The sequence below is a fragment of the Paraburkholderia sp. Cy-641 genome, from assembly GCF_011752945.1.
Lineage (GTDB): Bacteria > Pseudomonadota > Gammaproteobacteria > Burkholderiales > Burkholderiaceae > Paraburkholderia.
Genome location: NZ_VWWM01000001.1, coordinates 163,356 through 184,539, shown reverse-complemented (window position 1 = coordinate 184,539; position 21,184 = coordinate 163,356). Strand labels below are relative to the sequence as shown.

General features: G+C 63.1%; 23 protein-coding genes and 1 pseudogene. 8 read left to right on the top strand and 16 right to left on the bottom strand.

The window, feature by feature from the left end:
* Positions 1-15: 15 nt before the first annotated feature.
* Positions 16-924 (top strand): peptidyl-prolyl cis-trans isomerase, encoded by a 909-nt coding sequence (locus F3J20_RS00845; RefSeq protein WP_167037562.1) that lies wholly within the window; start codon positions 16-18, stop codon positions 922-924.
* Positions 925-1,130: 206 nt separating this feature from the next.
* On the opposite strand, the gene F3J20_RS00840 is transcribed toward F3J20_RS00845, so the two are convergent.
* The 7 genes from F3J20_RS00840 to F3J20_RS00810 all read right to left on the bottom strand — a co-directional run bounded on the left by F3J20_RS00840 (position 1,131) and on the right by F3J20_RS00810 (position 3,811).
* Positions 1,131-1,397 carry a DUF4148 domain-containing protein gene (locus F3J20_RS00840; RefSeq protein ID WP_167037559.1) on the bottom strand — a complete coding sequence of 89 codons (267 nt, stop codon included), beginning with the start codon at positions 1,395-1,397 and terminating at the stop codon, positions 1,131-1,133.
* Positions 1,398-1,649: 252 nt separating this feature from the next.
* Positions 1,650-2,240, bottom strand: a complete 591-nt coding sequence (locus F3J20_RS00835) for a hypothetical protein (protein ID WP_240162661.1) — start codon at positions 2,238-2,240, stop codon at positions 1,650-1,652.
* Positions 2,228-2,440, bottom strand: coding sequence for a hypothetical protein (locus tag F3J20_RS00830; RefSeq protein ID WP_240162660.1), 213 nt, complete (start codon positions 2,438-2,440; stop codon positions 2,228-2,230). The genes F3J20_RS00835 and F3J20_RS00830 overlap by 13 nt, the downstream gene beginning before the upstream one ends.
* Entirely contained in the window at positions 2,437-2,781 is a 345-nt protein-coding gene (mnhG, locus tag F3J20_RS00825; protein WP_167037548.1) for a monovalent cation/H(+) antiporter subunit G, read from the bottom strand. Before mnhG ends, F3J20_RS00830 begins: the two co-directional genes overlap by 4 nt.
* A 3-nt stretch (positions 2,782-2,784) precedes the next feature.
* Positions 2,785-3,027, bottom strand: a complete 243-nt coding sequence (locus tag F3J20_RS00820; protein WP_167037545.1) for a hydrogenase subunit MbhD domain-containing protein — start codon at positions 3,025-3,027, stop codon at positions 2,785-2,787.
* A gap of 3 nt (positions 3,028-3,030) precedes the next feature.
* A complete protein-coding gene (locus F3J20_RS00815) occupies positions 3,031-3,291 on the bottom strand; it encodes a monovalent cation/H+ antiporter complex subunit F (RefSeq protein ID WP_167037540.1) in 261 nt (86 codons plus the stop codon).
* Entirely contained in the window at positions 3,284-3,811 is a 528-nt protein-coding gene (locus tag F3J20_RS00810) for a Na+/H+ antiporter subunit E (RefSeq protein ID WP_167281410.1), read from the bottom strand. The genes F3J20_RS00815 and F3J20_RS00810 overlap by 8 nt, the downstream gene beginning before the upstream one ends.
* A 141-nt stretch (positions 3,812-3,952) precedes the next feature.
* On the opposite strand from F3J20_RS00810, the gene F3J20_RS00805 reads away from it, so the two are divergent.
* The gene (locus F3J20_RS00805; RefSeq protein WP_167281408.1) at positions 3,953-4,093 is read left to right on the top strand and encodes a hypothetical protein; all 141 of its coding nucleotides are present in this window, start codon (positions 3,953-3,955) and stop codon (positions 4,091-4,093) included.
* Between the two features lie 51 nt (positions 4,094-4,144).
* On the opposite strand, the gene F3J20_RS00800 is transcribed toward F3J20_RS00805, so the two are convergent.
* On the bottom strand, positions 4,145-5,617 hold the full coding sequence (locus F3J20_RS00800) for a PLP-dependent aminotransferase family protein (RefSeq protein WP_167281407.1): 1,473 nt from the start codon (positions 5,615-5,617) through the stop codon (positions 4,145-4,147).
* Between the two features lie 282 nt (positions 5,618-5,899).
* Between F3J20_RS00800 and F3J20_RS00795 the strand changes: the two genes are divergently transcribed.
* The 4 genes and pseudogenes from F3J20_RS00795 to F3J20_RS00780 all read left to right on the top strand — a co-directional run bounded on the left by F3J20_RS00795 (position 5,900) and on the right by F3J20_RS00780 (position 9,302).
* On the top strand, positions 5,900-6,658 hold the full coding sequence (locus F3J20_RS00795; protein WP_167281405.1) for an NAD(P)-dependent oxidoreductase: 759 nt from the start codon (positions 5,900-5,902) through the stop codon (positions 6,656-6,658).
* Positions 6,655-7,448: pseudogene (gene dapF, locus F3J20_RS00790) on the top strand (diaminopimelate epimerase). Before F3J20_RS00795 ends, dapF begins: the two are co-directional and overlap by 4 nt.
* Before the next feature lie 62 nt (positions 7,449-7,510).
* The gene (locus F3J20_RS00785) at positions 7,511-7,987 is read left to right on the top strand and encodes an OsmC family protein (RefSeq protein ID WP_167281404.1); all 477 of its coding nucleotides are present in this window, start codon (positions 7,511-7,513) and stop codon (positions 7,985-7,987) included.
* A gap of 463 nt (positions 7,988-8,450) precedes the next feature.
* Positions 8,451-9,302 carry a phytanoyl-CoA dioxygenase family protein gene (locus F3J20_RS00780; protein ID WP_167037524.1) on the top strand — a complete coding sequence of 284 codons (852 nt, stop codon included), beginning with the start codon at positions 8,451-8,453 and terminating at the stop codon, positions 9,300-9,302.
* 82 nt (positions 9,303-9,384) lie between these two features.
* Here the strand turns inward: F3J20_RS00780 and F3J20_RS00775 are convergent, their stop codons facing one another.
* From F3J20_RS00775 to F3J20_RS00750, 6 genes are all read right to left on the bottom strand, one after another.
* A complete protein-coding gene (locus F3J20_RS00775; protein ID WP_167281402.1) occupies positions 9,385-10,731 on the bottom strand; it encodes an MFS transporter in 1,347 nt (448 codons plus the stop codon).
* 103 nt (positions 10,732-10,834) lie between these two features.
* Entirely contained in the window at positions 10,835-11,659 is an 825-nt protein-coding gene (locus tag F3J20_RS00770) for a phytanoyl-CoA dioxygenase family protein (protein ID WP_167037518.1), read from the bottom strand.
* A gap of 68 nt (positions 11,660-11,727) precedes the next feature.
* Entirely contained in the window at positions 11,728-12,489 is a 762-nt protein-coding gene (locus tag F3J20_RS00765; RefSeq protein ID WP_167281401.1) for a glucose 1-dehydrogenase, read from the bottom strand.
* Entirely contained in the window at positions 12,486-13,427 is a 942-nt protein-coding gene (locus tag F3J20_RS00760) for a polysaccharide deacetylase family protein (RefSeq protein WP_167281399.1), read from the bottom strand. The genes F3J20_RS00765 and F3J20_RS00760 overlap by 4 nt, the downstream gene beginning before the upstream one ends.
* 37 nt (positions 13,428-13,464) lie before the next feature.
* Positions 13,465-14,460 (bottom strand): asparaginase, encoded by a 996-nt coding sequence (locus tag F3J20_RS00755; protein WP_167281398.1) that lies wholly within the window; start codon positions 14,458-14,460, stop codon positions 13,465-13,467.
* Positions 14,461-14,479: 19 nt separating this feature from the next.
* Positions 14,480-15,835, bottom strand: coding sequence for an MFS transporter (locus tag F3J20_RS00750; RefSeq protein ID WP_167281396.1), 1,356 nt, complete (start codon positions 15,833-15,835; stop codon positions 14,480-14,482).
* A gap of 308 nt (positions 15,836-16,143) precedes the next feature.
* Between F3J20_RS00750 and F3J20_RS00745 the strand changes: the two genes are divergently transcribed.
* A complete protein-coding gene (locus F3J20_RS00745; protein ID WP_167281394.1) occupies positions 16,144-16,914 on the top strand; it encodes an IclR family transcriptional regulator in 771 nt (256 codons plus the stop codon).
* Between the two features lie 708 nt (positions 16,915-17,622).
* Positions 17,623-18,648 (top strand): hypothetical protein, encoded by a 1,026-nt coding sequence (locus F3J20_RS00740; protein WP_167281393.1) that lies wholly within the window; start codon positions 17,623-17,625, stop codon positions 18,646-18,648.
* Between the two features lie 92 nt (positions 18,649-18,740).
* Here the strand turns inward: F3J20_RS00740 and F3J20_RS00735 are convergent, their stop codons facing one another.
* Entirely contained in the window at positions 18,741-19,757 is a 1,017-nt protein-coding gene (locus F3J20_RS00735; RefSeq protein WP_167281391.1) for an ABC transporter substrate-binding protein, read from the bottom strand.
* A gap of 72 nt (positions 19,758-19,829) precedes the next feature.
* Complete coding sequence (locus tag F3J20_RS00730) at positions 19,830-21,155, bottom strand: MFS transporter (protein ID WP_167037467.1); 1,326 nt, start codon at positions 21,153-21,155, stop codon at positions 19,830-19,832.
* Between the last annotated feature and the right edge of the window lie 29 nt (positions 21,156-21,184).

Sequence of the window (21,184 nt, the reverse complement as noted above, 5' to 3'; positions counted from 1 at the left end):
CGCCGGTGACGGCCGATGGCGAATCATGACGGCACTCGCCGTCGCTCGCTGTTTCCGCCTGTCTGCAATGTCGAATGCGCCTGTCTGTGCAGACAGGTCGCCGACATCGACCAGGGCGTGGTGCAGATCACGCATACAGCCGATGCGCCCGCATCGAACCTGCCCGCCGGCGCGGTAGCTGTCGTCAACGGCGTGCCGGTGGCGCGCAGCGAACTCGACGACGCCGTGCGGACGGTCACGGCAAAGACCGGGCAGCCCGACACACCGCAATTGCGCCAGCTGCTCGGCAGCGGGCTGGTGGCGCGCGAGGTGCTGCGGCAGAACGCGGAGAAGGCCCACTACGATCAGAAGCCGGAAGTGCGGCAGGCGCCGGCGGCGGCGAAGGTCAGCACCGAGATCCAGTTGTATCTGAAGGACAGCATTCACCCCGAGGCGGTCACGGACGCTCAGGTGAGGGCGCGTTACGACGCCATCGTCGCTTCGCTCGGCAAGGACGAGTTCAAGCCGCGCATCATCACCGTGGGCGACGATGCGACCGCGAAAAAGGTCGTCGATAAATTGAAGGCGGGCCAGCCATTCGAGGCCCTGGCGAAAGAGTACAGCGTGGCGCCGAGCAAGGAGAGCGGCGGCGAGATGCCGTGGGTCAGTTTCCCGGTGCCGGTGACCGAGGGCAGGACGCAGGGTTTGCCGGTGGCGCTTGCGCAGACCATCGCGCAGTTGCCGGTGGGCGGAATGACGCCGCAGCCGTTCCAGGTGGGCAATGTCTGGACGATCGTCAAGCTCGACGCGAAGCGCCCGACACAGGTTCCGGCGTTCGACCAGGCGCAGGGGATGCTGCGTCAGCAGTTGGAGACGCTCGCGCTGCAGAAGGCCGCCACCGACTTCACCGCCGCGCAGATCAAGGGCGCCAGCATCCAGCCGTGACAGGACGCAGCCATACAGGGTGCTGCTAATGAGGCGTGCGAGGCATGCGGGTTCAAGGCCGCCCTGAAACGGAACTGGCCCGCCATCGCATTCAACCGCGATGGCGGGCCAGCAGGGGAAACGGTCGAAGCACTAACGGCAGAGCGCTCCGACAGGTACGGCTACAGCCATTCTTCTTTCCGGCTACCGGACAGATTACTGATGGCTTACTGGGCTGCGTGGCCTTGCTGCGACGAACCGCTGTTCACACCGCCAACTGCGCTGTTTTGCGCGGCAACGCGAGCTTCGGCAGCCTGGATGTTGCCCGGATATTCATTCGGGTTCGACAGTGCCGGGTTGTAACCTGCCTTTTCGATCTGGATCAGCTCTTCGCGGACTTGTGCGCGGGTCACGGGCTGGTTCGATTGAGCGAAAACAGCGACCGGAGCAGCAAGAGTAGCGGCGATAACCACAGCTTGAATGAGCGATTTCATGACCTACCTCCAAATTTATCTTGTTCGGCTGCGAACTGGTTTGTCTGCAGCGATGAAGGCAGTTTAGGGGAACGGAACACTAGGGTAAATACCTAATTCACAAACTCACTGTTTCGAAAACTGGAATAATTTTGAGATAGCTAGGCCTGCAACCGTCAATCTTCGAAGCAACAAACAGGCGATAAGCGGGGTTGCGATCGTCACGTGATGACGGCATGAAGATCACGAGCGCGGCGTGGCCATACCTCCCGACTACGTCCGGGCCCCGGTCAGCCCCGTGCTCGCGAAATAGATCACGAGAAAATAGAGCAGCACGTAAAGCGCGTAAGTCTGTCCGTTACCGGTATAGATGCGGCGTATCCGGGCCGCCGCGGCGAGCGCGAAATGTGCCGCGCCGCGCCAGAACATCTGCGCGAACGGCGGCACCGTGCGGCCCAGCAGCGGCCGATAGAAGTGGTAGAAATCGGGCGCATTGCGCGCGTTGCCGCGCCGGTTGCGATAGAACAGCACGCCGAGTCCGAGCACGATCGCGGACACGATCAGCACGACGATCACGACCGGCGTCGGGTTCCAGAATCCGTAGATGCTTTCGAGCGACATGCCGCCCCACACGAGCGTCGCCGCGAACCGCGGGTCGATTGCGGCGGAGACCGGCTCGATCAGCAGCTTCGGAAAGAACGACAGAACGACAATGCCGACCACCAGCAGGAACTGCGGCACGAGCAGCATGACCGGCGCCTCGCGGACCGCGGGCCGTTGCGGCGAACGCGCACCGAGAAAGATGCCGTTGAGCAGGCGCAGCATGTAGAGAAAGCCGGCGCACGTGACGATCAGTCCGCACACGGCGAGCCCGTATCGAAGCCGCGATACGCAATCAGAATGCCGGTCACGATGTTCGGCGCGCCGAGTTCGAGCGGCCCGCGCATGACATAGTGCGCGGCGAGCGGGCGCAGTGCCTGCCATTCCGTGTAGCCGCCGACGATGCGCCAGAACACCAGCGCGAACAGCACGACGGTCAGTGCGGCGGCGGCGCGACGCATCATGATTCCGCTTCCCTTGCGGCGCGCCCGGCTTCGTCGGCAAGCACGTCGATCATCGTGGCCGAAGCCATCGGCGTGCGGATCAGCCATGCCGCGCGCGACAGCGCATGCGAGGACACCGGGTTCGTTACCAGCACGAAGTAAATGACGAGAATCAGGCGGAACGTCCAGTCCGGGTGATAGAACGCGAGACCGATCAGCACGAGCATGTTGCCGAGCGTCGATGCCTTGGTGCCGGCCTGGATGCGCGTATACGCGTCCGGCATGCGCAGCAGGCCGAGACCCGCGGAGAACAGAAAGACGGCGCCCACGAGGATGAACACGCTGCCGACCAGTTCGAACATGCGCTAGCCCTTCTGATAGCCGGTTTTGCGGATCGCGTAGAGAAAGATGAAGGTCGCGAGCCCCGAGCCGATGGCAGCCTCCGCCATTGCGACGTCGGGCGCGGCGAGCAGCAGAAAGGCCAGCGCGGCGAACAGGCTCGCCAGCCCCGAACTCACCATCGCGGCCATCAGGTTTTTCAGGCAGACCGCGAGCAGGCCGCTCGCGAGAATGCTGGCGCATATCAGCAGCAGGAGCAGGTCGAACATGGCTCACAGCCCTCTTTCGAGAAAGCGTGCAATCGCGAGCACGGCGAGAAAGCTCAGGAGACCGTAGACGAGCGCGACGTCGATATAGACGAAACGGCCCGAGGTCTGCGCGTAAAGCGCGATCAGCGAGATCGAGATAACCGTGAGCATGTCGATGGCGACGACCCGGTCGATTAGCGTCTTGCCGAGCACGAGGCGGATCACGCCGAACAGGATCGCGAAGAAGATCAGCACCGAGGCGATCTGCAACATGATCTCAGCCAAAGACTTTCTCCAGATGTCGTTCGAAAGGAGTGACAAGTATTTGAGTGGCTGAGTCGATATCGGTCGTCTTCACGTCGAGCCAATGAACGAACACGATGTCGTCGCGGATGTCCATGACGAGCGAACCGGGCGTCAGGGCAATCGAGTTCGCCAGCGCGAGCCGGCCGAGCGGCGACGCCAGACGCGTGCGCACCTTGACGATGCCGGGGTGAATGTCGATACGCGGCGAGTAGACGTACGCCATCATGTTGAGATTCGCGCGCACGAGTTCGACGAGAAACGTCGCGCTATAGGCAACGAAGTGATAGAGCGTGCCGGGCCTGATGCGAAGACGGCGCCATGCTTCGCTCGACGAGGCGAAGACATGGGCGATGACGCATGTAATGGCAAGACCGACGAGCGTGGGCTCGATCGCAAGCGACGCATTGGCGATCATCCAGATCGCGAACAGGACGGCCCAGAGGCCGGGCATCCCCCGAGGAACAAACGACGACACCGGTTTTCCGTTGTGCGAGGCCACGTCATCCGATCCTTGAAAAGGCGCTGCCGAAAATTCTAGGTGACAACGTAGGGCAAAGCAACCGAAGCGGCGCCGCGTGAAGAGTTCACAAGTGTGTATTGCGTGCATGCCGGGAGCTTGGCCGAACGGCAGGAATACGACGTGAATAGCGCAATCGCATGGTTCGACGAGCGACCGCCGGTTGACGCTGATCTGCCTTCAGGCAAGGCAAAAAATGAAGCGGGACGATTTATCCGTACCGCGAATCGGATCGAACAGGCACGCGCTTGCAAGGTGATCTGAACGACATTGCCGTGTCATTGAGTGGGCGACCCGGAGACGACCCGGAGAACGTCAGGCGCTCTGCCGCCACGCATGGGCGAGTCTCGCGGTTCCCTCGACGATCTGCGCTTCCGTCACGTTGCCAAATCCGAAGACCATGATGTCCGATGCGGCTCCCGTCATCGAAAAGCGCTGGCCTTCGTAGACTCCGATACCCGCGTCACGGGCAATCCGGCATAGCGGCGCGGCACCCTGCGGCCCGCGAACGCGTGCCGCCACGTGCATCCCGCAGCGCGAAGCCAGCGGACTGAGCCATGCGCCGAGCGTGCGTTCCAGTTCCCTGAGCAGAACCGCGCGGCGTCGGCCATATTCGGCGCGCATGCGATGCAGATGCGTCGCGAAGTCACCGCTCGCCATGACCGTCAGCAGCGCATTCTGCAGATAGGTGGAGCTTTGCCGATCGGCGATCCAGCGCGCGTGCCGCAGCGGATCGCGCAACCAGCGAGGCGCGACGATGTAGCCGAGCCGCAGTCCCGGCGCCAGGATCTTCGAGAGCGAGCCCACGTAGATCACGCGTTCGTGCGAGTCGAACGATTGCAGGCTCGGCGCGGGCGCGGTGCCTTGATAGTACTCGCAGTCGTAGTCGTCCTCGATCACGAAGAACGGCGCGCGCGCGGCGCGTGCGAGCAGCCGTTCGCGCCGCGCCGGCGACATCGCCACGCCGAGCGGAAACTGATGATTCGGCGTGCAGACGACGCCGGCCACGCCATCCGGAATCGCGTCGACGACAAGGCCGTCGTCGTCGACCGGCACCGGCAGCGCATCGGCGCCCGCGAGCCGCGCGAGATGCACGGCCACCGGATAGCCGGGGTCCTCGACCGCGAGCGTGCGGTCGGGGTCGAGCAGCAACCGGCACAGCAGATCGAGCGACTGATGCGAGCCGCTCGTGATGACGATGTCGTCGGCCGTGCAACGCACCGCTCGCGACTGGCGCAGATAGGCGGCAAGCCGTTCACGCAGACGCGCCTCGCCGGCCGCGTCGCCGTACGCGGCGAGCGGGGCGGCGCGTGCGTCTCCGTCGAGCGCGCCTGGCCGCCGGTAGCGAAAGAGCCGCTCCGCCCCCGACGAAACGGCACCGAGCCGGAAGTCGATCGATAGCGCGTGAACCGGCAGCAGCCCTTCCGCGGCGGGCAGCCGTGCGGCCCAGGCGGACAGCGCGGGCGTGGGGCGGGCGGGCGCGGCGGTAGCGGATACGTCGTGCGGCGTGTCCGCGCCGGGTTCGCCATCGCGAACGGACGGCCTTGGCACGTCGCGCACGAAGAGCCCCGTGCCGGTGCGCGCTTCGAGCCAGCCTTCCGCCACGAGCGCCGAGGTGGCTTCGCGGATCGTGTTGCGCGGAACACCCAGTTCGATGGCCCAGATGCGCGAAGCGGGCAGCCGCTGTCCCGGCTGAAGACGCCCGTCGCGCAGCGCCGCATAAATGCCTTCGTAGACGCGCTGCTGCAGCGTGCCGTGCTGACCCAGCTCAATCAGAAAATCGATCACAGTCCCTTCCATGTTGCCTATATGGTGACCGCGCGGTGACCCACGCTGCGACCGTCGCAGCGCCCGTCGCAGCGCCCGTCGCGAGGAAAACAGGCGAGCCGGTGCAGCCGTTGGCCCAATTCGCACCATCCTTTATGGCCCACGCGCGAGCCCGTCCGATCCTATACTCGGCAGGCGGCGCGCAGCGCGTATGACGGTGAATTCTACGTGCGCGCCGTTTGCCGCGCATGGCTCGCCCTGACGGCGGGATTGTCGTTGAAATGGTTTTGCCAGGAGAAAAGAATGGCCAGCAGGAAAGTGTTCGTGGCGGGGGCGACGGGAGCGATTGGCCAGGCGTTGGTGCCGATGCTCGTCGAGGCCGGTTACGCCGTGTACGGCAGCACGCGCCAGGCGGCGCGGGCGCCGCTGCTCGAAGCGCTCGGCGCGACGCCGGTCGTGCTCGACGTATTCGACGCGCACGCGCTCGACGAGGCGTTCGCGCGCATCGTGCCCGATAGCGTGATCCACCAGCTCACCGATCTTCCCGCGGGGCTCAACCCGACACTGATGCGCGAGGCCGTGGGGCGCAACACTCGTGTCCGCGACGAGGGCACGCGCAATCTGGTCGCGGCGGCCGTCGCCGTGAAGGCGGCGCGCCTCGTCGCCCAGAGTATCGCGTGGGCGTATCGCGCCGGCCCGATGCCGTTCGACGAGACCGCTCCGCTCGACGTCGACACGCAGGGCGACCGTCATGTCACCATCAACGGCGTGGTTTCGCTGGAGCGTCAGGTGCTGGCGGCGCCGCTCGTCGGCACGGTGCTGCGCTACGGGCAACTGTACGGACCCGGCACGGGCGCGGAGCAGGCCACGGGCGTCAGCCCGGTCCACGTCGTCGACGCGGCGCGGGCCGCGTGCCTCGCCCTCAAGCGATCGGAAGGCGGCATCTACAACATCGCCGAAGACAACCCCGCCGTCTCGACCGGCAAGGCGAAACGCGAGTTGGGCTGGCATCCGTCGAAGGATGCGCGGGCCGGGCATCCCGCTCCGACGAACCTTGCATGACGGTGCCGTTCCTGAAGATGCACGCGAACGGCGACGACTTCGTGATCGTCGACAGGCGCGGGCAGGACGACCCGATCACGGGCGAGATGGCGCGCCGACTCGGGAGCCGGCAGCGGGGCATCGGCTTCAATCAGCTCGTGGTCGTGCTTGATTGCGACGATGCCGCGGCCCGCCTCGTGTTCTGGAATGCGGATGGCTCCGCGCTCGACACCTGCGGCAGCGCCACGCGCGGCGTCGCCGATCTGCTGATGCGCGAGCGCGGCCTGGCGTCGGTCGTGCTGCGCACGACGCGCGGCCTGCTCACCTGCGTCCGGCACGCGCAGCGAGGTGTGTCGGTGGAGATGGGCGCACCGCTGCTGGACTGGCGCGACATTCCGCTGGCGTGGGCCGTGGATACGATCCGTTTGCCGCTCGAAGGCGATCCCGTCGCCTGCAGCATGGGCAATCCGCATTGCACTTTTTTCGTCGACGATCTTTCGGTCGTAGACGTCGGCGCGCTCGGTCCGCGGATCGAAGCGCATCCGCTTTTCCCAGGCGGACAAATGTCCACTTCGTTCAGGTAATCGACCGCAACCGCATCCGGCTGCGTATCTGGGAGCGCGGCGGCGGCATTCCGCTCGGCTCGGGTTCGTGCGCGTGCGGCGCGGCGGTCGGCGGTATCCGGCGTGGGCTGCTGAACGACACCGTCGAGGTGGAATGCGACGGCGGGCCGGTCACGGTGCAATGGGACGGGCGGGGTGGCGTCGTGCTGACCGGTCCGGTCGAGCCGGTGTTCCACGGTATGCTCTGATTTGCGATGAGGGCGGCGCTCACATGCAGCGCTGCAACGCTTCGACTTCAGAGGAGAACACGATGGCCTACGGTAAGCACACGTATCGCGTGACGGTCGACTGGACCGGCAACAAGGGCAGCGGCACGTCGGGATATCGCGACTATGGCCGTGACCATACGATTCGCGCGGGCGCGAAGCCCGATATCGCAGGCTCGGCCGACGCCGCGTTTCTCGGCGACGCGGCGCGCTGGAATCCCGAAGATTTGCTGGTAGCCGCGGCCTCGGCTTGCCATAAGCTGTGGTATCTGCATCTGTGCGCGGATGTGGGTGTCTGTGTGCTGGCGTATGCGGACGAGGCGGACGGCACGATGATGGACGACCCCGAACAGGGGCGTTTCACGCAGATCGTCCTGCGCCCGCGCGTGACGATTCGAGCCGGCGACGACGGCAGCCTCGCGGAAGCATTGCATCATGTTGCGCATCAGAAGTGCTATATCGCGAACTCGGTCAATTTTCCGATTCGATGCGAGCCGGTGATCGAGCAGGCGGCGTCCTGAGCTTCGCGCACGTTTTTCCGCTTCAGAGGCTTCGGTAGCCTCTCCTCATACTCCCCTCAACCCGACACCCGGTCATGGCGCGAAGAAGCGCTTCGTGGCACGCTGGCGTGTCGGGATCGATGCCCCACCTCCGCACGTCGGCACCCTCTGCCAGATCCGCTGACGCCTGTCCCGGACGTTCTTCCCGATCCCCATCTTTTCCTGCTCCGGCGGGACGTTGCAGCCCCCGGCGGCGAGCCGGACCTTCTCCTTTCATCCCCACGAAACCCGCGTCGCCCATCCCCCAACGTCTCCTGTCAGGGAATGCGTTTGCTTGACACCTGAGACATTTATTTTAAAATATAGAATAAATAATTCCGAAATATGGAATAAATTGTCGGGGAGAGTGATCTGTATAACGGTCATGACGAAGTGTGCTCGCACCGTGCATCCCGCGCGACGGGGCATTTTTTTGGAGAAGGCAATGCTGAAAGGATTAACGCAAGCGCAGGTCGACAAATACAACGACAACGGTTTCCTGTATCCGCTGGACGTGTTCAGCAAGGAGCAGGCGAAGGGTTATCTGGATCAGCTGGAAGCATTCGAGGCCAGCCAGAACCAGCAGAACAAGGCGCAGGGTTTCACGCCGCGCAAAGGTAAGGGTTTCAACTTCAAGCCGCATCTGCTGTTTCGCTGGGTCGACGAAATTGTTCATAACCCGATCATTCTCGATTACGTGGAAGATCTGATCGGGCCTGATATCCGGCTCTTCAATATGGCGGTGTGGCCCAAGGATGCTCATGATCCGGCCTACGTCAGCTGGCACCAGGACGCGACCTACTTCGGGCTGGACCCTTCCACGCAGGTTGCGGTCTGGATCGCACTGGCCGATGCGCCGATCGAGTCCGGCTGCATGGAGGTCGTGCCGGGCTCGCATAAGCTGGGACAGCTGCATCACGCGGAGGTCAAGTCCGACAATATTCTGCTGTCGCGCGGGCAGACCATCGACGTGCCGTACGACAAGTCTCGTACTGAATTCATGCCGGTCAAGGCAGGTCAGTGCTCGCTGCACGATACGTTTCTGATTCACGCATCGGGTCCGAACGAGTCCGATTTTCGGCGTGTCGGCATGGCGCTGAGCTACATCCCGGCTTCGTCGCGATGCAAGAGCGATGTCAGGCTGAGCGCCATGCTGATGCGTGGCGAAGACAGGTACGGCAATTTCGACGACGAGCCGCGTCCGAAGGTCGACTATGGCGAAGCGGAACAGGCGGCGCATCAGTTCTCGCTGGGCCGCTTCCAGGAACTGAACGCCGAGCAGGCGAAGCGCTATTGAGCTTGCACCGGGACCAGCCTCTCTTGCTCTCCCGAGGCTGGGAACCCGCTTACACGGTTGCGCCGGACGACCTCTTCTCGTGCTATGCCAGCGCTTGCTGACGATCCGCTGCCTGCTGCCGGCGATGGATCGCCGAGAAGCACCAGCACAGGAATACGGCAAAAGCGAAAATCCCCGACAGGATATAAAGCATCAGCGCAAAACCACCCGATACGTCGCGTGTCCAGCCGATAAACCCGGGCAGCACGATACCGCTGATATTGCCGAAGGAATTGACGAACGCGATCGCCGCTGCGGCGGCGAGGCCGGTCATGAAGGTCTGGGGCACTGTGAAGAAAACCGGGAACGTCGCGAAGATGCCCATGCACGCCATGCTGAGACCGATCACGGCGACAAACGGCGTCTGCAAGAAAGTCGCCGCGATCAGGAAGCCGACGGCGCTGAAGGCCGCGGGAATCGCCACATAGCGTATGCCCCCATGATGACGGTCCGCCTGGCGCGACCACCAGACTGTCGCGATCGCGGCCAGCAGATAGGGAATGGCCGTCACGACGCCTACCTGAACCGTACCGAGGCCGAAATCCTTGATGACCTGGGGAAGGAAGAACCCGGACCCGGACGAGCCGCAGATCAGACAGAACAGCAGCAATGCCAGGATCAGCACGCGCGGGGTCATGAAGCCTTCCATCAGCGAAAACTTATGCACGGCCTCGGTTTCCTTGCGCTCGGCTTCGAGCACCGCTTCGAGGGCGGATCGCTCGGCGGCGCTCAGCCATTTTGCGTCCGCGGGCCGCGAGGGCAGCAGCCACAGGCAGGCAATGCCAAGCAGTACCGAGGGTAAGCCTTCGAGCAGGAACAGCCATTTCCAGCCCTGCATGCCCAGCACATGATCGGTGTAGTTCAGGATCACGGCGGAAATGGGCGAGCCCACGACGCCGGCCAATGGCATGGCCACCGCAAACATGCCCAGGGCTCCGGCCCGGGTCGACCTCGGGAACCATTGCGTCAGATAAACGACGATGCCGGGGAAAAAGCCCGCTTCGGCCACACCCAGCAGAAATCGCAGAACCGCCATGCTGGTCTCACCCTGCACGAGGACCATGGCGGACGACAGCACGCCCCACGAAATCATGATGCGGGCGATCCAGTAACGCGCGCCGACTTTGCCTAGAACGATGTTGCTCGGAACCTCGAAAAGGATATAGCCCACGAAGAACATGGAAGCGGCAAATCCATAGGCCGCCATGGATAAACCCAGATCCTTGTTCATCGTGAGCGAAGCGATGCCCACATTGAAGCGGTCGAGATAGGCAAAGAAATACAGAACCAGCAGGAACGGAACCAGCTTGCGGGCGACCTTCGAGGTGGTCGCGCTGACCAGCCGGTTCGAGGCAGTCGTAGATGCGGCTTGCGAAAATGACTGTGACATTGTCCCTACTCCTTTCCTGGTGAGTTTTCTTGCACAGCATTTAACGGCGACGATGCCCGATCGCCGCGGGAGCGCGATACACGAACTCCCGCGCGCTAACGCTTCAATACTTGGCGGCCTGCTCGTCGAGTCCTCGCTGGAAGCGGGCAACCGCTTCCTGATGAAAGGCCTGCTCCGCTTCGCCGTTGTTCACGCGCGGACGCGGTTCGTCGTCGTAATAGCCGAATGTGTCCTCGCCGCGCACGAGCATGGCCGTCAGACGCGTCGAGCCGACATTGCGCGCGTGCGTCGGGATGTAGCTGAAGCCGAGCCCCACTCGCCGGTGATCCGACTGGTTCGGACCGGATGCGTGGATCAGATAGGTGTCGTGTATCGAGAATTGTCCGGGTTTGACCGGCATGAAGGCGGTCTTGCTGCGATCGTAGTCGACGTCGATCGTCTGGCCTTTCGACAACAGAATGTCTTTGGACGGCACTTCGCCGTGATGCAGCTGGCCGAGCTTGTGCGATCCGGGCACGACTTCCATGCAGCCCGCTTCGATCGACGCATCGGTCAGCGCGACCCAGATCGTGACCTGCGTGCTGGGCTCCAGCCCGAAGTAGGTCGAATCCTGATGCCAGGACACATAAGCCGGGTCATGCGCTTTCTTGGGCCACACGGCGAGATTGAATAGCAGGATGTCCGGGCCGATCAGGTCTTCCACGGCGTCGAGCACGGCCGGGTGACGGCCGATTTCGTCCACCCACGGAAAGAGCAGATGCGGTTTGAAATTGAAGCCCTTGCCCATCTGCTGGTTGCGGGTTGCCTCGAATGCTTCGAGTTGCTGAAGATAGTTCGCGGCCTGATCGGCCGGAAAGGCGTCGACCGGGCTGACGTAGCCGAAGTCGCGGTAGTGCTGGATCTGTGCGTCGCTAAGTTTCTTGCCCATGATGCAAAGTGTCCTTCAATGACTGTTGATGTTGCGCAATGCGCGGGCCGGATACGGCCCGCGTGCGCTCAGGTGGCGGACCAGCCGCCGTCCACGAAAAGCCAGCTGCCAGTGGTGAACGAGGAATCGTCGCTGGCGAGAAAGAGGGCCGCGCGCGAGGTTTCTTCCACGCGCCCGAAGCGCTTCATCGCATGGCGGTTCTGCCAGCGCGTGCGGGTCGCGTCCGGATCGGCGCTGCGTCCGATCGAGGTACGCGACATCGGCGTGTCGATCACGCCGGGCATCAGCGCGTTCACGCGGATACCCTGCGATGCGTAGTCCACCGCCATCGTCTTCGCGAGTGTGGCGACCGCGCCCTTGCTCGCGACATACGAGGCGTTGCCGCCGCCGCTCGACGCCACCAGTTGCGAGCCGACGAAGACGATCGAGCCGCGCTGCCGCGCGAGCATCGTCGGCAGGACGGCGCGGGCCCATAGAAAGCAGCCCTTTACGTTGATGTCGAACACGCGATCCCACGTCGCCTCGTCCAGTTCGTCGACGCGTCCGCCCGGCGAGATCGCCGAACAGGTCAGCAATACGTCGACGTGCTGCCAGCACGACAGCACGCGTGCGACGCCGGCTTGCACCGCTTCGGCATCGGCGACATTCGCGCAGATCGCGAGCGCTTCTCCGCCTGCTTCGGTAATCTCGCGCTCGACGCTCGCGAGCGCATCGCCGTTCAGATCGACGAGCGCGACCTTCGCGCCTTCGCGCGCGAAGGTGCGGGCCGCATCCGCGCCGATGCCGGACGCCGCGCCGGTGACGATGGCGACCTTGTCGGCGAGTTTCATCGCGTCCCCTCTCTTGCGCCCTCGCGCCACGGGTAGTCGTCGCCGGGAATCGTGCCTTGCGGCAGCGAACAGCAGTGGTCGTAGATTGCGCCGGGGCGCGTGAGCCACACGCGGTCGAACAGGGGATGCGAGACGATGTGCTGCAACGCGCGGTGCAACGCACGCAAACGGAACGGCTGACCGACCACCATGGTGTGCAGCGCGATGCCGCAGACGAGCGGCTGCTTTTCGGATTGCTCGATCATTTCGTCAAACTGATCGATGATCGACTGGGCGAACGCTTCGCCGGTCTGCTTCTGCACGACGACCTGCGGCGAGTCGTTGATTTCGAGCGGATAGGGCAGCGACATCAGGCGGCCGTTGCGCGTGCGCATCCAGATCGGCTGGTCGTCGAACGGCCAGTCCATCGCGAAACGGAAGCCGGTTTCGTCGAGAAGATCGGCCGTGACGTGAGATTGCGACATCCACGGCGCCATCCAGCCGCGCGGCGCGGTGCCGCTGTCGGTGCGGATCTTGTCGTGGATATAGGCGAGAAAACGCGCCTCGTCTTCTTCCCACATGTCGCCCTGCTTCTCGGCGTTGGTGCGCCCGTGGCCGATGATTTCATCGCCGCGCGCCTTGATGGCTTCGAGAATGTCCGGCGCGTAATCGAACACGGTCGTATTGATCAGATGGCACGCGGGCAGCTTCATCTCGTCGAAGAGATCGAAGAGCCGCCACACGCCGACGCGGTTGCCGTAGTCGAGCCAGCTGAACGTGCGAGGATCGGGCGGCACCTGCTGCGTCGAAATCGCATGGCGCATGCCGTGGCCGAACGAGAAGTGTTCGATGTTGATGCCGAAGTAGAGCGCAAGACGCTTGCCGCCCGGCCAGCTGTAGTCCTTGCGGTTGTTGATCGCGCTGTATTCGTAACGGTTGTGATGGGGCAGTTTCAGCATGAGTTCTCCTTTCATGTTGGGGCGACGGATAGTCTTCTCAGTGCGTGGCGAACAGTTCGCGCAATCCGCCGGTGTCGTAGCCGAGCGCGATGCCGAGCATCAGCAGAATCCGGCATTTCTGAGGCGTGAGATCGCTGCCGGCGACGATGCCGTGTTCGGCGAGCCAGCGTCGCGCGGGAATCATTCCGCTGTGTGCGCGGCTTGTCTGCACGACGGCGACGCCGCGCTCGCGTGCGCGCAGCAGCGCCTTGCGTTCGGCCGGCGAGGGCAGGCCCGGCGCGAGACCGGCGCACACGATGCCGCGTGCTCCCGCGTCGCACGACGCGTCGATCAGCGCGCCGTCGTTGCCCGCGACCGAGTACACGACGTCCACGCGCGGCAGCGGCGCGTCGGCCGTCCATGCGGCGGGTGCGCTATCCGGCGCGTGACGGCGCAGCGAGCGGCGTGCGAAATACGCGCCGTCTCCTTCGACGTAGCCGAGCGGACCATAAAGCGGCGACGCGAACGTCTGCAGCCGGTAGTTCGACGTCTTGACGACATCGCGCGCGCTGTGGATTTCGTCGTTGAGCACGACCAGCACGCCATGACCGCGCGCATCGGCCGAGCCGGCCACACGCAGCGCGGCCAGCAGGTTCATGGCGGCGTCGCTGGACAGCACGTTCAGCGGACGCTGCGAGCCCACCAGCACGACCGGTGTCGCGGTACGCAGCGTCATGTGCAGGAAGAACGCGGTTTCTTCGATCGTGGCCGTGCCATGCAGCACGACGACGCCCTGTACGGTCGGCGCGACCGCCTCGATGGCGGCGCGCAAATCCTGCCATTCCGCGGGACCGAATGCGGACGAGCCGGTTGCGCGGAACGGCACGGCGCGGATGCGCGCAAAGCGCTGCGCGAGCGGGACGCGTTCGAGTACCGCGGCCACGTCGAGCCGTTCGCCTGTTTCCGGATAGTCGATCGTGTCGAGCGGATCGGTGGCGAGCGTCGAGATCGTGCCGCCGCAGCCGATCAACGCGATTTCGGGTAAGCCTTGCATGCGAGTCGTCTCCGGAAAATCAGCGGTTCGGATGAGGTTGCGCGAGATGGGGTTCGCTGCGCGCGTTCATGCGGGCGAACACCGAGGAAAGCGCGGCGGCGATTGCCATCAATACCGCGAGGATGCCCAGCATGAGCGTGAAGCCGCCGGATACGTCGCGCGTCCAGCCGATCACGCCCGGCCCGACGATGCCGCTGACGTTACCGAGCGAGTTGATGAAGGCGATCGACGCGGCGGCCGTCGTGCCGGTCAGAAACGACGGCGGCAAGGTCCAGAACACCGGAAAGCTCGCGAAGATGCCGACACAGCCCATGCTCAGGCCGATCACGGCGACGACGGGCGTCTTCAGCGTGAACGCGGCGAGCAGAAAACCCGCGGCCGCGAAAATCGCCGCGAGCGCGACGTACTCGATGCGCTTGCCCTTGATGTCCGAGCGGCGTGACCACCACACCATGCCGATCACGGCAAGCAGATAGGGAATCGCGGTGACCACGCCGATCTGTACGGTCGACAGCCCGAAGTCCTTGACGATCAGTGGCAGGAAAAAGCCGACGCCGGTCGAGCCGCACACGAGACAGAAGAACAGCAGCGCCAGCACCAGCACACGAGGATTGGTGAAGCCCTCGCGCAGCGAGAAGACGCGCACGGCTTCGGTCTGCTGGCGCTCGGCGTCGAGCACGCGTTCGAGTTCGATGCGTTCGCGATTGCCGAGCCATTTCGCTTCCGAGGGGCGCGACGGCAACAGCCACAGGCACGAGATGCCGAGCAGCACCGACGGCAGACCCTGGGTGAGGAAGAGCCATTTCCATCCCGCGAGACCGGCCACGCCATGCATATGCGCGAGGATCAGCGACGAGACCGGTGCGCCGAGCACGCCGGAGAGCGGCATCGCGATCTGGAACAGGCCGATCATGCGGGCGCGGTCGGCGCGTGGAAACCACTCGGTCAGATACACGAGAATGCCGGGCAGAAATCCCGCCTCGGCGGCACCGAGCAGAAAGCGCAGCGTCGACAGGCTCGTGCTGCCCGTCACGAAGATGGTGGCCGCCGAAATCAGACCCCACGTAATCATGATCCGCGAAATCCAGAAGCGCGCGCCGATCTTGCCGAGCACGAGATTGCTCGGGACTTCGAAGAGGATGTAGCCCCAGAAAAACATCGATGCCGCGAAGCCGTAGGTGGCGACCGACAACCCGAGATCCTGGTTCATCGTCAGCGCGGCAAAGCCGACGTTGAAGCGATCCAGATAGGCGAAGAAATAGAGGATGCACAGGAACGGGATGAGCCGCCGCGCCACCCTCCCGACCGTGGCGGACAACGCGGCTTCCGATGCTGGCGCGTTCGAGGCGATATCGGCCGTCGATTCGAGATTCATGTTGGTCTACCTTACAGATGCATTCGGCCTGTGCCGTCAAAGGGTGGTCTGTGTTTATTCCATAAAACGGAATAAACAATTCCGATATTAGAGATTTTTTCGGGGGTTCGTCAATCGATTTCAAAATTGCGATGCAGCAGGGACCGGTTCCAGCCGATCGCGCGCAGGGGCGAACGGGTGCGTCGAAAACCTTGCCGAACCGCGCCCCGCAAGGCGCGTGGCGCATCGCCGGAAATACTCCAGGCTAAAATGCCGGGTGCCGTCCGTGAGGGCGAATTCTTTAACCCGCTTCGAATACGTACATGCCCATGACGCCGTCCAACGACCAGCCCATCGATCGCATCTTTGCCGTGATCGGCGCGATCGTGCGAGCGCGCCGCGCGCTGAGCCTTGCCGAGATCGGTGCCGCGGCGGGGCTGCCGGCGCCGACGGTGCATCGGATGGTCGGGAACCTCGAGGAGCGCGGCTTGCTCAAGCGCGCGATCGGGTCGAAGAAACTCGTGCTGCCGGGGCCGAAGCTGATCGAGTTGAGTAGTCAGGTGCTGGAGGCGGCGGTTGTCGCCGATGAGCCGCATGCGATCCTCGAACGGCTCGCTGCCCAGATTCAGGAACACTGCCAGATCGGTACGATCGCCAACGGCGAGGTGCTGTACATCGACGCGGTACAGGTGCGGCGCGCGAGTGGGCTGCAACTGGAGCAGGGACGTAGCGCGCCGTTGCACTGCACGTCGATTGGCAAGCTCTATCTGGCGTCGCTCGGCGACGAGGCGCTCGATGCGTGGCTCGACGCGCATCCGCTGGTTGCACTCGCGCCGAACACCATCACGGAGCGCGACGCATTCGCCGCGCACATACGCGAAGTGCGCAAGCACGGTTGGGCCTTCAGCAACGAGGAATACGGTCAGGGCGTGATCGGTTGCGCGGTGGTGATTCCGTTGTCGACGCAGCGCGATTTTCTGTGTATCGGCATGTCGGGCCCCAGCGCGCGCGTGCCGTTCGAGCAATTGCCCGATCTCGTCGAACCGTTGCGTACCGCCGCCGCGCAGATTGCCGCGGCGCTTGGCGACACGGGCGGCTAACGGTGTTCGTTAGCGGGCTTCCTTGGCGGGCCTCATTAGCAGGCCCCATTAGCTGACGGCGTATTTTTTCGCCTCCCGGCGGCGGGCGCTCATTTGTTTCCTCTGATATTTCCCCTCATTCGCCGATCCCACACGGCGAGGGAAACTCGCGCGCTGGTGTCGTGTTTCTGAACGGATCTTCGCGCCTGAGCGGTCGGTTGCGATGAGAGAGGGCAAGAATGATTGGCCTATCCCCCTCTTGCTGATTTTCCCGGGGCGCAGTGGCTGCCCGATGACGATCAGCGATGCTCAGAAGGCTGCTGAACTGTGCGCGCCGAAATAAACAATGGCGCAGCAGATGCACTCTCTCCAGTTGCAAGTGTTGACTTCAGTTGACATCTCATACGGGTAACCTATTTCACCGTGAAAACCTCCAGATCGAACTCCCCCAATGCTTCATCGGATGCCGGACCTTCTTCCGGGAAATCGAGCGTTGACGCTTCCTGGCATGACGAGCTGGAGTCCCGGAGAAAGAAACAGGCAGGCGAGGAGGGCCATGGTGTCCTGCGCGCCAGGCCCGCAGTGCCTGGCCTGTTGAAGGATCTCGGGAGTCGGGAATCGGCGCTCGGACGGCCACCATTGAACGTTGCCGCTCCACAGTCTGGGGCCACCAGGCCGACTGGCAAGGACGGTTACCGAGCCTCCGCCAGGCAGACCGAGCAGCATGCCTTGGCCCAGTTCAGGACCCTGATCAAAGCCCCGGTGCCCTCGCCACTCGGTTCTGCTGAATCATCGGCATTGACTCGTTCCGCCGCGACGCCGGTGCCAACGGATCGCTTCAATGGACCGTTACCCGAGAATCCCGCTTCTGTTCTAGGCAAACGCAAAACGGGTGGCAGTTCGTCGAAAGCAATCCTGGAAGAAGCGATAGATCGTAGACTGGCGAACGAAGGGTTTGCTGGGACGGAGGCCATGAGCAAGCGTCGAAGGAACCGCGGCCTGGTTCGCGTGGAGTCGGAAAATAGACGCAACGAACAGGAGGTGGGGAAGCAAATACGGATTGCGTGGTCCAAACTGTCTCCGACCGGCCGCATGGAGTTTTTCAGCAAGATGCGCGAGAACTTTCTCAAGCACATATTAGACGGAGAGCGCGCGGGCGCTATGAAAGAGCTGACGCAGCTCGCAGGGCCATTCGTTGCCAATTCGCCTTTGCCCCCCAGGCAAAAACAGAAAGAGGTCGCGAGGCTGCTCAATACAATGGCTAAACAGAATGCCTATCTGGATGACAAAGACGCACTCGACGTGTCGCTTGCTCTGGCGGAGATAGGTGCGCAACACCTTGAACCGGACAATCTCCAGGCGCTGCACGATGCAATATTCGCCGAGTGGCCGCGTGAAGCTAACGTTGCGCCGCTTGTAGAGCGGATGATTGACGACTTGCCCTTGACGACGGTGCCTATCAGCAATTTCGATGAGCTCGTCCGCAACGCGGACGATATCGCTCAACCTGAGCGGGGCAAGCTGTACAGCAAGCTTTACGGCGCCATGCGTCACATACCGGAGGAAGATCTCGACGATGCTTACGAGGTGTACCTCAATCACACAAGCGATTTACCGCACGGTGAGCTTCGGCAACTGGTCGCTGACATGCGGACACAAGCCGGACAGTGGTCTCATGAGGAGTCGCAGTCTGACGCCCTTAACCTTTTGAGTGATCTTGAAGGCGTGCTGAAGAAAGCGAGTAATCCGCGGTGAGGAAGCCGGCCGTTCCCCGAACGACAGCTGCAGCATACCCCCACGAAAATACTCCCGGCACGGCATCCAACCGTCGCCGGGAGAAAGACCAATCACGATCCCTTCGCCGCCGAGACAAACTCGTTCGTATAAGTCCGGTTGAGATCGATATGCTTGCCTTTGATCGCCGGATTGATCGTCGACAGAATCTTGAGAACATTTTCCGGCCCGCCCGCAGGCATCTTTCCATCGGGCGTGTACATCGCCATGGTCGACTTCAGGGCCTGCACGTAGAGCGCCTTATCGCCACCGTAGTAATCCTTCGGCATTTTGTCGGCGATTTCTTCGGGCGAGTGCGTATGGATATAGACCATGGTTCGGGCGATCGCGCGCGCGAGACCCGCCGCCTGCTGCTTGTGCGATGCCAGCCAGTCGGCGTTAACGTATAGCCCCGTAAAGGGGTAGATGCCGCCGAGCGCCTTCTGCGTTCCCTCGACGGTTCGCATGTCGACCATGACCGACGCATCGCCCTTCTGAAGCAGTCTCGACACGGTCGGCTCGGTCGTCATGCCCGCATCGATACGCCGCTGTTGAATGGCGGCGATGAACGAATTGTCCGCGCCAACCGGCAGCGTCGAATACTCCTTCGACGTAATGCCGTATTTGAGCGCCATGTACTGCGTAAGAAAGTCGGTCGACGAGCCCAGGCCCGTCACGCCCAGGGTCTTGCCTTTCGCGTCGGCCATGCTTTTCATCGGCGACGCCTTCGATACGACTTCGACTTCTCCCGGCACCTGAAGGAACGTTGCGATGGATCGCACTTCCTTGCCCTTGCTCTGCAGGTCGATCGTATGGTCGTAGGCGCTGGCGACGGCCTGAACGGAGCCTGACAGCAGTTCGTTTTCGGCATCGACGCCGGCCGGTTGCGACAGCAGTTCGACGTTCAGTTTCTCGTCCTTGAAGTAGCCGAGCTGATCGGCGAGCTTCGCGGGCAGGTAGATGAACTTCGAGATGCCGCCGACCATGATCGAGATGGTCGGGCTATCGTCGGCCCGTGCGGGCGATATGGCGACGAGGCTCGCAAATGCGACGGCGGTGCAGAAAAGACGTGCTTTCGGTGCGTTATTCATGATTTATTTCTCGCAAGGGTCTTCGGGTCAAAAATAGCCGGGAACCAGACGCGCTGGTTAGCCGAGGGAAACTCAATGGCTGTGATTCGGGACCGCGCCGGTCGCGTCGTCTGTGCCGGGTTCGTCGATGCGAATGAAATACGCCATCAGGAACGACGCGACCAGCAGCGCCGAGAGAAACAGCAGGCCCGGCGTCGCACTCTTTCCTGTGCCCTTGATGAATCCAATGGCGAAGGGGCCAACGAAGCCGCCCAGATTGCCCACCGAATTGATGACGGCAATGGAGACCGCCGCCGTGGACCGGCTGAGGAACAGCGTGGGCAGGGCCCAGAACGGCGATTTGAACGCGTAGAGTCCGGCGAGACTCAGGCTGATCATCACGATCGATACATAGGGATTCGTCGCGAGGCCCGCACCCAGCAGGGCGAGCGCCGCAACGCCGAGCGGGATCGCCGAATGCAGGCGTCGTTCGTTGCGGCGATCCGAGCTTCTGGACCACAGCACCATGGCGATCGTCGCGGCAAGGTACGGAATCATGGCGATGAGGCCGATCTGCGTGTGGCTCAGCGTTCTGGAGAATCCCTTGATGATCTGGGGCATCCAGTAGCCGACGCCGAGGCTGCCGCATTGATAGACGAAGTAGATGAACGACAGGTAAAGCACCTTCGGATTGGTCATCGCCTTGAGCGAGCCGAAATGTTTTGCGTGAGGGCGGGCCTTTCGATCGTTGGCGAGTTCGCCCTGCAGCCATTCGCGCTCGTGAGGCTTGAGCCACTTCGCGTCGGCGGGCCGGTCGGTCAGATAGAAGAAGCACAGAACGCCGCCGATCAGCGCGGGCGCGCCTTCGAGCACGAGCATCCAGCGCCAGCCGCTCCAGTTCAGCCACTGCGCGTGGTCCATCACCCATGTGCTGAGCGGTGCGCCGATGATGTACGAGACCGGAATGGCGGCCGTGAAGAGCGCGACCGTCGTCGCGAGCTCCCTGGCCCGGAACCAGTACGTGAGATAGACGATGATGCCGGGGAAAAATCCCGCCTCGGCCACGCCGAGCAGAAAGCGCAGCACATAAAGCTGCGTGGCGTTCTGCACGAAGGCGGAACCCACGGACACCATGCCCCAGGTCACGAGGATGCGGGCAATCCAGACACGCGCGCCGAACCGGTTGAGCATGACGTTGCTCGGCACTTCGAACAGGAAGTAGCCGATGAAGAAGATGCCCGAGGCGAAGCCGAATGCCTCGCCCGTCAGCGCCAGCTCGTGATTCATCTGCAACGCCGCGTAGCCGATGTTCGCGCGGTCGATGTAGGAAATGATGTAGAGGATGAAAACGAACGGGATGATGCGCCACGTGATCTTGCGTACGAGTGCGTGTTCGTCGATTGCGGGGCTGGCTGTCATGGCTTTCTCCGCTGGCGGCCGAGTCCGCC

Bases quoted from the DNA above. Each gene is read 5' to 3' on its own strand.
- F3J20_RS00775 (WP_167281402.1), bottom strand. From the start codon at position 10,731: ATGTCACAGTCATTTTCGCAAGCCGCATCTACGACTGCCTCGAACCGG.
- F3J20_RS00770 (WP_167037518.1), bottom strand. From the start codon at position 11,659: ATGGGCAAGAAACTTAGCGACGCACAGATCCAGCACTACCGCGACTTC.
- F3J20_RS00785 (WP_167281404.1), top strand. From the start codon at position 7,511: ATGGCCTACGGTAAGCACACGTATCGCGTGACGGTCGACTGGACCGGC.
- F3J20_RS00760 (WP_167281399.1), bottom strand. From the start codon at position 13,427: ATGCTGAAACTGCCCCATCACAACCGTTACGAATACAGCGCGATCAAC.
- F3J20_RS00840 (WP_167037559.1), bottom strand. From the start codon at position 1,397: ATGAAATCGCTCATTCAAGCTGTGGTTATCGCCGCTACTCTTGCTGCT.
- F3J20_RS00780 (WP_167037524.1), top strand. From the start codon at position 8,451: ATGCTGAAAGGATTAACGCAAGCGCAGGTCGACAAATACAACGACAAC.
- F3J20_RS00830 (WP_240162660.1), bottom strand. From the start codon at position 2,440: ATGATGCGTCGCGCCGCCGCCGCACTGACCGTCGTGCTGTTCGCGCTG.
- F3J20_RS00755 (WP_167281398.1), bottom strand. From the start codon at position 14,460: ATGCAAGGCTTACCCGAAATCGCGTTGATCGGCTGCGGCGGCACGATC.
- F3J20_RS00730 (WP_167037467.1), bottom strand. From the start codon at position 21,155: ATGACAGCCAGCCCCGCAATCGACGAACACGCACTCGTACGCAAGATC.
- F3J20_RS00745 (WP_167281394.1), top strand. From the start codon at position 16,144: ATGACGCCGTCCAACGACCAGCCCATCGATCGCATCTTTGCCGTGATC.
- F3J20_RS00735 (WP_167281391.1), bottom strand. From the start codon at position 19,757: ATGAATAACGCACCGAAAGCACGTCTTTTCTGCACCGCCGTCGCATTT.
- F3J20_RS00765 (WP_167281401.1), bottom strand. From the start codon at position 12,489: ATGAAACTCGCCGACAAGGTCGCCATCGTCACCGGCGCGGCGTCCGGC.
- F3J20_RS00795 (WP_167281405.1), top strand. From the start codon at position 5,900: ATGGCCAGCAGGAAAGTGTTCGTGGCGGGGGCGACGGGAGCGATTGGC.
- F3J20_RS00845 (WP_167037562.1), top strand. From the start codon at position 16: ATGGCGAATCATGACGGCACTCGCCGTCGCTCGCTGTTTCCGCCTGTC.
- F3J20_RS00820 (WP_167037545.1), bottom strand. From the start codon at position 3,027: ATGTTCGACCTGCTCCTGCTGCTGATATGCGCCAGCATTCTCGCGAGC.
- F3J20_RS00750 (WP_167281396.1), bottom strand. From the start codon at position 15,835: ATGAATCTCGAATCGACGGCCGATATCGCCTCGAACGCGCCAGCATCG.
- mnhG (WP_167037548.1), bottom strand. From the start codon at position 2,781: ATGTTCGAACTGGTCGGCAGCGTGTTCATCCTCGTGGGCGCCGTCTTT.